This window comes from Streptomyces sp. NPDC002574, from assembly GCF_042889545.1.
Lineage (GTDB): Bacteria > Actinomycetota > Actinomycetes > Streptomycetales > Streptomycetaceae > Actinacidiphila.
Genome location: NZ_JBIARB010000006.1, coordinates 533,917 through 546,576, shown reverse-complemented (window position 1 = coordinate 546,576; position 12,660 = coordinate 533,917). Strand labels below are relative to the sequence as shown.

The 12,660-nt window shown below is 73.4% G+C and carries 11 protein-coding genes; 8 read left to right on the top strand and 3 right to left on the bottom strand.

Features of this window, described 5'->3' with window-relative positions; all coding sequences use genetic code 11:
* Positions 1 to 151: 151 nt before the first annotated feature.
* The 3 genes from ACFYXS_RS17445 to ACFYXS_RS17435 form a co-directional block, all read right to left on the bottom strand.
* Positions 152 to 1,189 (bottom strand): lactonase family protein, encoded by a 1,038-nt coding sequence (locus ACFYXS_RS17445; protein ID WP_389248846.1) that lies wholly within the window; start codon positions 1,187 to 1,189, stop codon positions 152 to 154.
* A gap of 78 nt (positions 1,190 to 1,267) precedes the next feature.
* Positions 1,268 to 2,482 carry a nitric oxide synthase oxygenase gene (locus ACFYXS_RS17440; RefSeq protein ID WP_389248844.1) on the bottom strand — a complete coding sequence of 405 codons (1,215 nt, stop codon included), beginning with the start codon at positions 2,480 to 2,482 and terminating at the stop codon, positions 1,268 to 1,270.
* A gap of 315 nt (positions 2,483 to 2,797) precedes the next feature.
* A complete protein-coding gene (locus ACFYXS_RS17435) occupies positions 2,798 to 4,291 on the bottom strand; it encodes an FUSC family protein (protein WP_389248842.1) in 1,494 nt (497 codons plus the stop codon).
* Between the two features lie 370 nt (positions 4,292 to 4,661).
* Here ACFYXS_RS17435 and ACFYXS_RS17430 point away from each other — a divergent pair, with 370 nt between their 5' ends.
* From ACFYXS_RS17430 to ACFYXS_RS17395, 8 genes are all read left to right on the top strand, one after another.
* Entirely contained in the window at positions 4,662 to 5,192 is a 531-nt protein-coding gene (locus ACFYXS_RS17430; protein WP_389248840.1) for a (2Fe-2S)-binding protein, read from the top strand.
* Positions 5,179 to 6,168, top strand: coding sequence for an FAD binding domain-containing protein (locus tag ACFYXS_RS17425; RefSeq protein WP_389248838.1), 990 nt, complete (start codon positions 5,179 to 5,181; stop codon positions 6,166 to 6,168). The genes ACFYXS_RS17430 and ACFYXS_RS17425 overlap by 14 nt, the downstream gene beginning before the upstream one ends.
* Complete coding sequence (locus ACFYXS_RS17420; RefSeq protein ID WP_389248836.1) at positions 6,165 to 8,372, top strand: xanthine dehydrogenase family protein molybdopterin-binding subunit; 2,208 nt, start codon at positions 6,165 to 6,167, stop codon at positions 8,370 to 8,372. Before ACFYXS_RS17425 ends, ACFYXS_RS17420 begins: the two co-directional genes overlap by 4 nt.
* A gap of 8 nt (positions 8,373 to 8,380) precedes the next feature.
* Positions 8,381 to 8,866, top strand: a complete 486-nt coding sequence (locus tag ACFYXS_RS17415) for an Lrp/AsnC family transcriptional regulator (protein ID WP_389248834.1) — start codon at positions 8,381 to 8,383, stop codon at positions 8,864 to 8,866.
* 25 nt (positions 8,867 to 8,891) lie between these two features.
* A complete protein-coding gene (locus tag ACFYXS_RS17410) occupies positions 8,892 to 9,563 on the top strand; it encodes an HAD family hydrolase (RefSeq protein WP_389248832.1) in 672 nt (223 codons plus the stop codon).
* A gap of 132 nt (positions 9,564 to 9,695) precedes the next feature.
* Complete coding sequence (locus ACFYXS_RS17405; protein ID WP_319658186.1) at positions 9,696 to 9,920, top strand: ferredoxin; 225 nt, start codon at positions 9,696 to 9,698, stop codon at positions 9,918 to 9,920.
* 70 nt (positions 9,921 to 9,990) lie between these two features.
* Positions 9,991 to 11,352, top strand: coding sequence for an NAD(P)/FAD-dependent oxidoreductase (locus ACFYXS_RS17400; RefSeq protein WP_389248896.1), 1,362 nt, complete (start codon positions 9,991 to 9,993; stop codon positions 11,350 to 11,352).
* Positions 11,349 to 12,578, top strand: a complete 1,230-nt coding sequence (locus ACFYXS_RS17395; RefSeq protein WP_389248830.1) for a cytochrome P450 — start codon at positions 11,349 to 11,351, stop codon at positions 12,576 to 12,578. The genes ACFYXS_RS17400 and ACFYXS_RS17395 overlap by 4 nt, the downstream gene beginning before the upstream one ends.
* Positions 12,579 to 12,660 lie beyond the last annotated feature (82 nt).

The following is a 12,660-nucleotide window of genomic DNA, read 5'->3' as shown; positions in this document are numbered from 1 at the left end:
TCGTAGGTGCTGTACCCCGTGTCCGCCCCGGCGGCGGGCGAGCTCCCGTGGAACGTCCGCGAGGCAGTCGCTGTGCCCCCCCCGCCCCCGCCCCCCCCCCCCCCCCCCACGCCGTTGTTCGTGGTGCGGCCGGTCGGTCCGGCCACTGAGGTCAGCCGAAGACGACGCAGGAGGCGGCCGGAACGGGCAGGGAGCCGGCGAGCTTGGGCGTACCGGTGGCCGGGTCCACGTCGAACCAGCTGACGTCGCCCGAGCGCTCGTTGGCGGCGTACAGCCTGGTGCCCGCCGGGTCGAGGGTCAGGTGCCGGGGCCAGTCGCCGCCGCAGTCCACCGTCTCCAGCAGTTCGAGCGTGTCGCCGTCGGCGTCGAGGGAGAGCACGGCGATGCTGTTGTGGCCCCGGTTGGCGGCCCACGCGAAGCGTCCGTCGGGCGAGACGACCAGCTCGGAGGGGTAGTTGGGGCCCGTCGCGCCCTCGGGGAGCACGGAGACCTCGGCGATCGGCTTCAGCCGTCCCACCTCCGCGTCCCAGTGACAGACGGTCACGACCGAGGCCAGCTCGTTCATGACGTAGGCGCGGTCCCCGCGCGGGTGGAACGTCAGATGGCGCGGGCCGCTGCCGGACCGCAGGCCCATCTCCCGCTCGATCTCCAGCTCGCCGGTGGCGGCGTCGAGTTCGCACACGCGCACCGAGTCGGTGCCGAGGTCCACGGTGAGCACCCAGCGGCCGGCCGGGTCCGGCAGCACCATGTGGGCGTGCGGGCCGGTCTGCCGGTCCGGGTCGGGGCCGTCGCCCTCGTGCTCCATCACGTGCCGGGTCGCGCCGAGCGTCCCTTCGCCGTCGACGGGCAGCACGCTGATCGTGCCGGTGCCGTAGTTGGCGGTCAGCAGGTGGCCCTGGTGCAGGCACAGGTGGGTCGGCGAGCCGCCGCCCACCGGCACGGCCGCGCCGAGGAGTTCGGGGTGCGACGGGTCGCTCAGCGAGAACGCGGCGGCGCCGCCGTTCTGCGGGTGCTCGACTACCGCGTAGAGGCGCGTGCGGTCCTCGGAGAGGACGAGGAAGGACGGGTCGTCCACCGCGGCGTCGGCATGCAGCGCGGTGAGCGCCCCCGAGTCGGGGTCGACGGCCGCGGTGGTCAGCCCTTTGCCGCCCGCCGAGGTGAACGACCCGATGTAAACGTGCCCGGCCACTGCCGTACCTCTTCCACTGGTTGTACGTACGGCGGCTGAGAGTAACGCAGTGGCCGGAATCCGCTCCCGTTGCCCCCGTCACACCATCGTTTCGCCGCGGGCCAGGGCGAGCGCCTGCGGGTGGTGGACGTACGCCGGGGTCCGTTCCCCGGTCTCGTAGTAGCGGTGGAACACCCCGGTGGCCGACCCCGACATGGGCGGCACGATCCACGACCAGTCGGCGGGCACGGTACGGCCCCTGCGCTCCTCGCGGTCGATGTGGGCGAGGAACCGGCGGGACTCGGTGTGGTGGTCGGTGACGGTGGCGCCCGCGAGGTCGAAGGAGTGCAGCACCGCGCGGTTCAGCTCGACCAGGGCGCGGTCGCGCCACAGCGTCCGGTCCTGGGCGGTGTCCAGGCCGAGTGCCTCGGCGACGCGCGGGAGCAGGTCGTAGCGGTCGGTGTCGGCGAAGTTGCGGGCACCTATCTCGGTGCCCATGTACCAGCCGTTGAAGGGCGCGGCGGGATAGCAGACCCCGCCGACCTCCAGGCACATGCAGGAGATCGCCGGGACGGCGTGCCAGCGCAGGCCCCACTCCGCGAGCCAGTCGAACTCCGGGTGGACGATCGGGACTTCGAGCACGGCCTCGTCCGGCAACCGGAAGCAGCGCGGCTGCCCGCCGCCGGCCCCCTGGACGATGAGCGGCAGTACGTCGAAGGGCGTACCGGCGCCGCCGGACCAGCCGAGGCGCACGGCCGCCTCGGTGATGCCGGTGTTGACCGGATCGCCGACGACGGTGCCGTCCGGCGCGCGGTGGCCCGCGTAGCGGATCAGCTGCTCGTTCCAGATCCGCGGGCCCTGCCGCTCGGGGGTGTCCGGGGCGAGGACCGTGATGACGGGGCGGATGCGGCCCCCGTTGGTGGCGGCCCGCAGATGGGCCACGGCCTCCAGGGCGACGCCCTCGGCGGTCGTGACGTGCCGGCGGTCGCGCACCTGCAGGGAGTTCCAGTACAGCCGGCCGATGCACCGGGTGTTGTTGCGCCAGGCCACCCGCGCTCCAAAAACCAGTTCCTCGCGCGTGTGCCGGTACGTGCCCGTGGCCTCGATCTCGGCGAGGACCGCGGCCAGCCTGCGTCCGGGGTCCCCCGCGGCGGGGAACTCCGCGTGGAACAGCCGGACGAAGTCCGCGGCCAGGGCGCGTATGTCGGCGTCCTTGCCGCCTTCGCCGTCCTTGTCGTGGCCGCCCGCCGGCCGGTCTTCTTGCAGGGCGGGGTGCCCCGCCGGGCACCCGGTGACCGGTTCCGGTTCCTCCATTCGTATGTGCTGGACGTCGGCGGGAGCGCGGCCAGCCCCCGCCGACGTCCGCTGATTCGTTCCTCCTGCACGGCGCAGAAACCTCAGCACGCCACGTACCCCCAAGACGGTTCCCGCGCGGCCCGTGTCCCGTGACGGGCCGCGTATCGGACGTGAGATGGAACCGGTCTACTGCGCAGGCGGAACGATCCATCCCGTCTTTCCGGGGTGGATACGCCGAAAAACCGCGCGGGGCGTCTACACGCGGACCTGACGGTGATTGCCTTGTGTCACCTCGCGACTGCAGTGCGTGTCGATACGTCTGCGGCCGGCGGGTCAGACCGGGACGGTGGTGCGCGGTCCGGCGCCCAGCGGGACGGCCAGACCCGTCAGGGCCGCTTCGAGGCCCTGGAGGTGGGCGAGCGCGGCTTCGGCGTGCGGATGGGCGCCGGCGGCGCCGGGAACGACCCGCAGCGGGGACGCGGGCGCCGGCGGGACGAGACGCCGGACGGCGGTCTCGACGCGCCCGCAGGCGGCGGTGAGGCGTTCGTCGTGGCAGGCGTGGGGGTCGGCCACGACCGCGGCGAGCCCGCGGACCTGACGGGCGCACTCGTCCAGGAGGGCGAGGACGGCGCGGGCGCGCGCCTTGCGGGACCGCAAGGGGTTCAGCGGGTGCACGAGCGGTGCCACGGACTGCCGCACCCGCGCGAGCAGGGCGTCCAGTTCGGCGACGTGGCGGGCGAGGTCGTCGGCCGGGCCGCCGGCCAGGTGCCGGGCGGCCTCGCCGGTGAAGTCCCGCACGGCGTGCAGCGCGCGCCGGATCCACGCGTCCGTGGCCGCGTGCGTCGTCACCGGCAGCACCGCCAGGACCGCCACGGCCGCGCCCAGGGCGCCGACGGCGGTCTCCGCCAGCCGGAGCGCGAGCAGCGCGGGATGGAGGATGCCGAGCAGTCCGTAGAGCAGCCCCGCCATCACGGTGACGAAGAACATCATCCAGCTGTACGAGAGCGGGGCGCTGTAGAAGATCCCGAAGACGCACACGGCGACCAGCGCGGCGGTCGGCGCGGGTGCCCCGTGCAGGGGCAGCGCGATCGCGAGGCCGCCCCCGATGCCCGCGACGGTGCCGAGCACCCGGCGGAAGCCGCGGATCAGCGTCTCGCCGCGCGAGGCGGTGTTGACGAAGATCCACCAGGCGGTACCGACGGCCCAGTACCAGCGGTCCTGCGACAGCGCCTGCCCGGCCGCCACGGCGATCCCCGCCGCGAGCAGCGCCTGGAAGGCCTGCCGTGTGGTGGGACGGCGCAGCCCGCGCTCCTGGGGCAGGACGGGCACCGGGCCGGGGGTGGTGCCGCGCTCGTAGCACCACACGCCGAAGCGGACGAGGGCGGCGCAGCCCAGTCCGAGCCCGACGGCCCCGTACAGCTCCGGCAGCAGTGCCGGACCGGCGCGCAGGAACTGGGCGAGGAAGAACATCATGAAGGCGAAGACGCCCAGCGCGTGGCCGCGCGGCCCCCAGCGCCGCGCGTAGACCCCGGCGAAGACGACGGCCAGGAAGGCCGCGTCCCGGGCGGCGGGGACGCCGTGCAGGCAGACTGCCAGCGTGAGCACGGGGAAGCCGGCGACCGGCATGAGCGCGGTCGTCACCGCCTGGCGGGCCGGCCCCGGGTCCACCACGACGAACAGCGCGAGCAGCGCCGCGAGGCCGCCCGCGACGACGGCGGGCAGCGGCAGCCCCGCCGCCGCGACCGAGGCGACGGCCGCGCCGATGCCGAGGACGGCCCGGGAGGCGGCGCGCAGCCGCACCTGTCCCGGATCCGGTGCGTGGAACATGCGCTTCACCACGGGTGCGGTCCTGCCCCCTGTCCGTACCGTGCGGTTGTCCGTACATGGCAAAGGCGCCGCGGGGACACCGGTCTCCCGCAACGCCATCGTCCGCCCCAGGGAAACATTTACCGGGCCCATGGCTCAAGCGGCTCCCTTCACACTGGACCATTGGCACAGCGGCCTTCGGCGCCCGCGGGTCCGGGGCCGGGCCAGTGGCTCATGCCGCACAACCCATTCGGCGCATATTGCCATCAAAGCCGGGCATACCGACACACAACGGTTGGTTCCCGCCATCCACGGCGCCTGACGAACCAACTCACCGGATCCGCCCCACGAGGGGTTCGAGTCGTATCCGGCCCGTCCGGAGGAGGACGCGATGAGGGACGTGGCGAGCGAGCGGGACGTGGACGACCGTCCCGCGATCATCGAGCGGGTCGTGACGCTCGACGTGAACGGCCGGCCGTACACCCTGCGCCTGGACACCCGGGTGACGCTGCTGGACGCCCTGCGGGACCGGCTGGGCCTGGTCGGCACGAAGAAGGGCTGCGACCAGGGCGCCTGCGGAGCGTGCACGGTTCACGTGGACGGCCGGAGAGTGCTGTCCTGCCTGACCCTGGCCGCCCAGGCCGAGGGCCGGGCCGTCACCACCATCGAGGGCATCGCCGGGGCCGACGGCGCGCATCCGGTGCAGCGGGCGTTCATGGAGCACGACGGCTTCCAGTGCGGCTTCTGCACCCCCGGGCAGATCATGTCCGCGGTGGCGCTGACGGCCGAGGGCCGCACCGGCTCCGACGAGGAGATCCGGGAATTCATGAGCGGCAACCTGTGCCGCTGCGGCGCCTATCCCAACATCGTGGCCGCGATACGCGAGGCGGCCGCCGGGGGAGGTCACGATGCGCAGCTTTGAGTACGTACGGGCCACGGCCACCCAAGAGGCCGTGCGGATGCTGGCGGACGACCCCGCGGCATCCTGCCTGGCGGGCGGAACGACGCAGCTCGACCTGATGAAGGACGGCGTCCTGGAGCCGCCACGGCTGATCGACATCACCCGGCTCCCGCTGCACGGCATCGAGCGCCGCGGCGAGGCCCTCCACGTGGGGGCGCTGGCCACCATGGAGGAGCTGGCCGCCGACGCCACGGTGGCCGAACGGCTGCCCATGGTGCGCGAGGCCCTGCTGCGGGGCGCGTCGGTGCAGTTGCGGAACATGGCCACCATCGGCGGCAACCTGCTGCAGCGCACACGGTGCCGCTACTTCCGCGACCCCGCGGTCGTCGAGTGCAACAAGCGCTCGCCCGGCTCGGGTTGCTCCGCGGTGCAGGGCGCGGCGCGCATGCACGCGGTGCTCGGGGCGAGCGAACGGTGCGTCGCGCTGCACGCCTCCGACCTGGCCGTCGCACTGGTGGCGCTCGACGCGGTCGTGCACATCCAGGGGCCGAGTCAGCGTCGCAGCGTGCCGCTGACGGAGTTCTACTTCACCGCCGACGAGAGCCCCGAGCGGGAGAACGTGCTGGAGCACGCCGAGCTGATCACCGAGATCGAGATCCCGCTGCCGCCACCGACCGCCCTGTCGGGCTACCTCAAGGTGCGCGACCGGATGAGTTACGAGTTCGCCCTCACCTCCGCCGCGGTGCTGCTCGTCCTGGACGGCGGCGCGATCCGCCAGGCCCGGGTCGGGCTCGGCGGAGTGGGGTCGAAGCCCTGGCGGGCCTACGAGGCCGAGCACGTGCTGACCGGGGCGCCCGTCACGCGGGCCACCTTCCTGGACGCGGCCGAGGCGACGATGCGCGACGCCTGGACCCTCCCGGGAACGGCGTTCAAGGTGCCCCTCGCCCGGCGCACCCTCGTCCGCGAGCTGCAGACAGTGTCAGGAGTGACGGCATGAGCACGGTCGAGAGCAGGCCGCTGGTCGGCGCGGGCATCAGCCGGGTCGACGGCCCGCGCAAGGTCACCGGCACCGCCCCCTACCCGATGGACTTCAACGTCCCGGGCCAGGCCTACGGCGCCCTGGTGCAGAGCACGATCGCCGCGGGCCGGATCGTCCGCATGCACACCGAGGAGGCCGAGGGGTCCCCCGGTGTGATCGGCGTGCTGACACACGAGAACGCCCCCGAGGTCGGGACAGGACCGGTGACGGTGCTCGGGGCGTCGCCGCCGCCACCGCTGCGGAACGACCGGATCATCCACCAGGGGCAGCACATCGCGATCGTGGTGGCCGACACCCCGGAGCAGGCCACCGCCGCCGCCCGCCTGGTGCGGGCCGACTACGAGGCCGCCGAACCGCTGCTGGACCTCCAGGACCCCCGGGCCGAGCAACTGACCGACCCGTGGGGGATGGACCACTCGCGCGGCGACGCCACCGCGGCGCTGGAGTCGGCCGAGGTGACGCTGCGGGCCACGTACACCACCCCGGACAACACCAACAACCCGCTCGGGCTGTTCGCCACGCTGGCCGTGTGGGAGGGCAACACCCTCACCGTCCACGACACCAGCCAGTGGCCCTCGATGGTGCGCACCACGCTCGCCATGGTCTTCGGCATCCCCGAGAGCTCGGTACGGGTCCTGGTGCCCTACGTCGGCGGGGGGTTCGGCGCGGGGCTGCGCGCATGGCCGCACGTGGTCCTCACCGCCATGGCCGCCCGGGTGCTGGCGCGCCCGGTCAAACTGGTGCTGACCCGGCCGCAGATGTTCACCTCCGTCGGGCACCGCCCGCACGGTGTGCAGTGGCTCGAACTCGGCGCCACGCGCGAGGGCGAACTGGTCGCCATCGACCACCGCAGCCTCAGCTCCCTGGGCATGGAGGACGGCGACTTCGAGCCGTTCACCTCGGGAACCGCCTTCGCCTACGCGTGCCCCAATGTGATCACCCGGGACCGGCAGGCCCGGATCAACGTCTCCATGCCGACGTCCATGCGCGCCCCCGCCGAGGCGCAGGGCAACTTCGCCCTGGAGTCCGCCCTCGACGAACTGTCGTACACCCTGGGCATGGACCCCCTCGAGCTGCGGGTGCGCAACCACACCGCCGTCGACCCCCGCAACGGGCTGCCCTGGTCGGGCAAGGCGATCCTGGAGTGCTACGAGGCCGGCGCGCGGCGCTTCGGCTGGTCCGAACGCAATCCGGAGCCGCGCTCCATGCGCGACGGGAACTGGCTCATCGGCTACGGCATGGCCAGCGCGATGTTCCCGTACTTCGCGACGCCCTGCATGGCCGATGCGACCGTCAACCGCGACGGCAGCGCCTTTGTGCGCAGTGCGGCGACCGACATCGGCACCGGCACGTACACCGTGATGGCCCAGCTGTCGGCCGAGGAACTGGGACTGCCCCTGGAGAAGGTCCGCTTCGACCTCGGCGACTCCGACATGCCCGACTCGATGATGGCGGGCGGCTCCGGCCTGACCGGGGCGCTCGGCAACGCGGTGCACGACGCGTGCCGCCGGCTGTTGCGCTCGTTCGCCGAACTCGCGCGCCAGGACGACGACTCGCCGCTGCGGGGCGTGAACCCCGACGACGTGGAGTGCGGCGACGGCCGGGTGTTCGTCGCCGGCCGCCCGGAGCGCGGGGAGTCGTACGCCGACATCCTCGCCCGGCACGGGCTGCCCCAGCTCACGGCGACCGGGAGCAGTACCCCGCCGGTCGCCGAGGACGTCGGCATGTCCTCCGCGGGCGCCTACGGCGCGAAGTTCGTGGAGGTCAGGGTCGACGCCGACCTCGGCCTGGTCCGGGTCGCGCGGGTGGTGTCCGCGATCGACGGCGGCCGCATCCTCAACGCGAAGACGGCCAGGAGCCAGATCATCGGCGGAACGGTCGGCGGCATCGGCATGGCGCTGTTCGAGGACACCGTCACCGACCCGCGCACCGGGCGGATCGCCAACGGCACGTTCGCCGACTACCTGGTCGCCGTGAACGCCGACATCCCCGAGCTGGACGTACTTTTCGTCGGAGAGCCGGACCGCGGCTCGCCGACCGGCACCAAGGGTGTGGGCGAGGTCGGCCTGGTCGGCATCGCGGCGGCGATCGCCAACGCCGTCTACCACGCCACCGGAAAGCGCTTCTACCATCTGCCGATCACGCTCGACGCCCTGCTCTGAGCCGGCCCGTGCCCGCCGACGAGCTGGACGCCCGCATCCTGGTGCTGCTGCTGGAGCGGCCGCGCACCAGTGTGCGCGAGTGCGCCCGCATCCTGGGGGTGGCACGCGGGACCCTGCAGGCCCGCCTGGACCGGATGGAGCGGGACGGGGTGATCACGGACTACCGGCCCCGGGTGTCGCCCGAGGCGCTGGGCTACCGGGTGCTCGCCTTCGTGCACCTGGAGGTCACCCAGGGGCATCTGGACGACACCGGCAAGGCGCTGGCCGCCGTGCCGGAGATCATCGAGGCCTTCTCCATCACCGGCGGCGGCGACCTGCTGACCCGCGTCGTGGCGCGCGACGCCGCGCACCTGGAGGACGTCATCCAGCGGCTGATCCAGCTGCCCGGCGTCGTCCGCACCCGCACCGAGGTGGCCCTGCGGGAACGGGTGCCGCAGCGCATGCTGCCCCTGGTGGAGGAGGTCGGCAGAGCGGCGGCCGTCCGTACGCCGTGATCGCGGGCTTGGCATGCTGGAGGGCATGACACTCCCCGCGGTGATCTTCGACCTGGACGGCACGCTGGTCGACAGCGAGCCGAACTACTTCGAGGCCGGCCGCCGGCTGCTGGCCGCCCACGGGGTCGACGACTTCACCTGGGAGCAGCACGCGCGCTTCATCGGCATCGGCACCCGCGAGACGCTGGAGACCCTGCGCGCCGAGTACGGGCTCAGCGCCTCCGTCCAGGAGTTGCTGGACGCGAAGAACCGGCTCTACCTGCGCCTCGCCCGCGAGGCGACCCATGTCTTCCCCGGGATGCGCGCGTTCGTCGACCTCCTGCACGCCGAGGGGCACCCGATGGCGGTCGCCTCGGGGTCCTCGCGTGAGGCGATCGCGGCGGTGCTGGCCGGCACCGGGCTCGGCTCGGTGCTGACCACCGTCGTCTCCGCGGAGGAGGTGGCACACGGCAAGCCGGAGCCCGACGTCTTCCTGGAGGCGGCCGCGCGCCTCGGGGTCGACCCCGAGGACTGCGTCGTCGTCGAGGACGCCCCGCCCGGTGCGGAGGCGGCCCACCGCGCGGGCATGCGGTGCGTGGCGGTCCCGTACCTGCCGGCCCAGGCGGACGACCCCGCCTTCGCGACGGCGGGGCTGCTGGTGCGGGGTGGGCAGCACTCCTTCGACGCGCGCGTCGTGCACGCCTGGGTGACCTCGTGAGCGCGTAGCCGGGGACGGCGCCCGGCCGCCGCTCGAATGGCGCGCGCGGTCCGCCGGCCTTATTGGTGGTGTGGGGACCGCGCTCGCCGCCGTTCCCGCCCGCCACGGCCCGCAGCAGGAGGAGGCGGAACGGTGAAGATTGTCGTCGACCTCAACCGGTGCCAGGGATACGCGCAGTGCGCGTTCCTCGCGCCCGACGTGTTCGAGCTCCACGGCGAGGAGGCGCTGCTGTACGACGCCGGCCCCTCGGACGAGGAGTACGACCGGGTGTCCCGCGCCGCGGCCGCGTGCCCCGTTCAGGCGATCCTCGTCGAAGGGCCCGCCCGGGTGGCCGCGGGGGTGGGTTCCCGTGACTGACCGGCTGACGGACCGGAAGGCGGAGGAGCGGACCGACCGGCGGCCGGACCGGCTCCCGCCGCCGGAGCGCATCGTGATCGTCGGCGCCTCGCTCGCCGGGCTGCGGGCCGCCGAGGTCCTGCGCGACGAGGGCTTCACCGGCTCCCTGACCATCATCGGCGAGGAGACCGAACGGCCCTACGACCGCCCGCCGATGTCCAAGGCGGTGCTCCTCGGCCACATGCCCCCCGAGCACGCCGCGCTGCCCGCCCGGCGCGAGGTGGACGCCACCTGGCGCCTCGGCGTGCCGGCCACCGGCCTGGACCTGGCCGGGCGGCGGGTGCTGCTGCGCGACGGCAGCCATGTGGAGTACGACCGCGTGCTGATCGCGACGGGCGTCCGGGCCAGGCCCTGGCCGGACGCCGAGCAGGCGGCCCTGGAGGGGGTCTTCACCCTGCGCACCATGGAGGACGCCCGGCAACTCGTGGGACGCCTGGACGCCGGGCCGCGCCGGGTGCTGGTGATCGGCGCGGGCTTCACCGGCTCGGAGATCGCCTCGGTGTGCCGGGAGCGCGGCCTCCAGGTGACGGTGGCCGAACGCGGGCCCGCGCCACTGGTCGGCGCGCTCGGCGGGGTGATCGCCTCCGTCGCCGCGGACCTCCAGCGGGAGCACGGCGTCGACCTGCGCTGCGGGATCACCGTGACCGAGCTGGTGGGCGACGAGGACGGCCGGCTGCGGTCGGCGCGCCTGTCGGACGGCTCCACCCTCGACTGCGACGTGGCGGTCGTGGCGCTGGGCGCGGTCCGCAACACCGAGTGGCTGCACGACTCCGGCCTCGGCGCCGGGCCGAAGGGGCTCGCGAGCGACGCGGGCTGCCGGGCGTTCGACCTCAACGGGGTCGTGACCGACGACGTGTTCGTGGCCGGCGACGTGGCGCGCACTCCCCACCCGCTGTACGAGTACCAGTTGCTCGCCCTGGAGCACTGGGGCAATGCGGTGGCCCAGGCCGAGGTGGCGGCGCACAACATGGTCAACTGCGGCCCGCGACGGCGCCCGCACCTGGCCGTCCCCGCCTTCTGGTCCAGCCAGTTCGGGGTGAACATCAAGTCCGTCGGGGTGCCGTCGTTCTCCGACGAGGTCGCGATCGTCCAGGGATCGGTGGAGCAGCGCTCCTTCGTCGCCGTCTACGGCTACCGGGGCCGTCTCACCGCCGCGGTGTCCTTCAACCAGAGCCGCTGGCTGGACTACTACCGCACGCTGATCGAGGCCGCGGCCCCCTTCCCGCCCGACCCCGGCACGTTCGACCGGCCGGCGGAGGTCCTGGTGCAGGCCGCCGACGTGCCGGACCCGTCCCAGCTCTCGCACGGCCCCACGGTCGCGGTCACCGGGCACCTGCCCGACGAGCGCCGCGTGGTCCGCGTCCCCCCGACCGTCCTGGAGGCCCGCGCATGACCAACGAGACGATGCTGCGGCAGATCAACGACTTCGCCAACCGGCACGATCCGTACCCGCTCTACGCCGAACTGCGGCGCACCCCCGTGGCACGCCAGGAGGACGGCGCGTACCTGGTCAGCACGTACCGCGAGATCAAGGGGCTGCTGCACGACCCGCGGATCAGCTCCGACCTGAGCCACCGTCTGCCGGGCGACCCGCAGGCCGCCCAGGCCGAGGGGCAGCCGCCGTCCTTCATCCGGATGGACCCGCCGGACCACGACCGGGTGCGCCGGCAGGCCATGCGGCCGTTCGGGCCGCCGCACACCCCGGACCGGATCGCGCGCCTGCACGACGAGATCGCACGGGTCACCGAGGGACTGCTCAACTCGATGGAGGGGCAGAACCGCATCGACGTCGTCGAGGACTTCGCCTACCCGCTGCCGGTGAGCGTCATCTGCCGCCTGCTGGGGGTGCCGCGCGAGGACGAGCACCGGTTCCGCGCCTGGGCGGACCGCATCGTGTCCTCCACCGGTGTGCGCACCCGCGGCAGCACCTTCAGCGAGGACGACGAACAGGCCCGCAAGGAAGCCATCACCGAGATGGGCATCTACATGGCGGGGCTGCTGGAGGAGCGCCGCGCCAGCCCCACCGAGGACCTGATGTCCGGTCTGGTCCACGACAACGGCCCGGACGGGCAGATGGCGCCCATGGAGCTGATCGGCAGCATGGTGCTGCTGTTCATCGCCGGGCACGAGACCACCGTCAACCTCATCACCAACGGGATGCTCACCCTGCTGCGCTACCCGGAGGCGATGGAACGGCTCCGCCGGGAGCCGGAGTTGATGCCCTCGGCCGTCGAGGAGCTGCTTCGCTTCGAGCCGCCGGTGCACATGCTGCCGCAGCGCACGCCGCTCACCGACATCGAGATCGCCGGCGTCACCGTTCCCAAGGGCTCGCCGTTGATCCTGGTCCTCGCCGCGGGCAGCCGGGACCCGGGCCGTTTCGCCGACCCCGACCACTTCGACCCGGCCCGCGCCGACAACCAGCACTTCGGTTTCGGCAGCGGCATCCACAGCTGCTTCGGCGCGCCGCTGGCCCGTCTGGAGACGCAGATCGCGCTCAGCGCGATGATCCGCCGGCTGGACAACCCGCGCCTGGCCGAGGACCCGCCGCCGTACCGGCCCAGCCCGGTGCTGCGGGGCCCCCGCCACCTGCGGATCGAATGCGACGGGGTGCGGGCCTGAGCGGGACGGTGAACGGGCGATGAAGATCGTCCGCTCCCGTCCCGCGATGGGGCAACCCGCAGGTCGGCGGCCCTATCGTGTG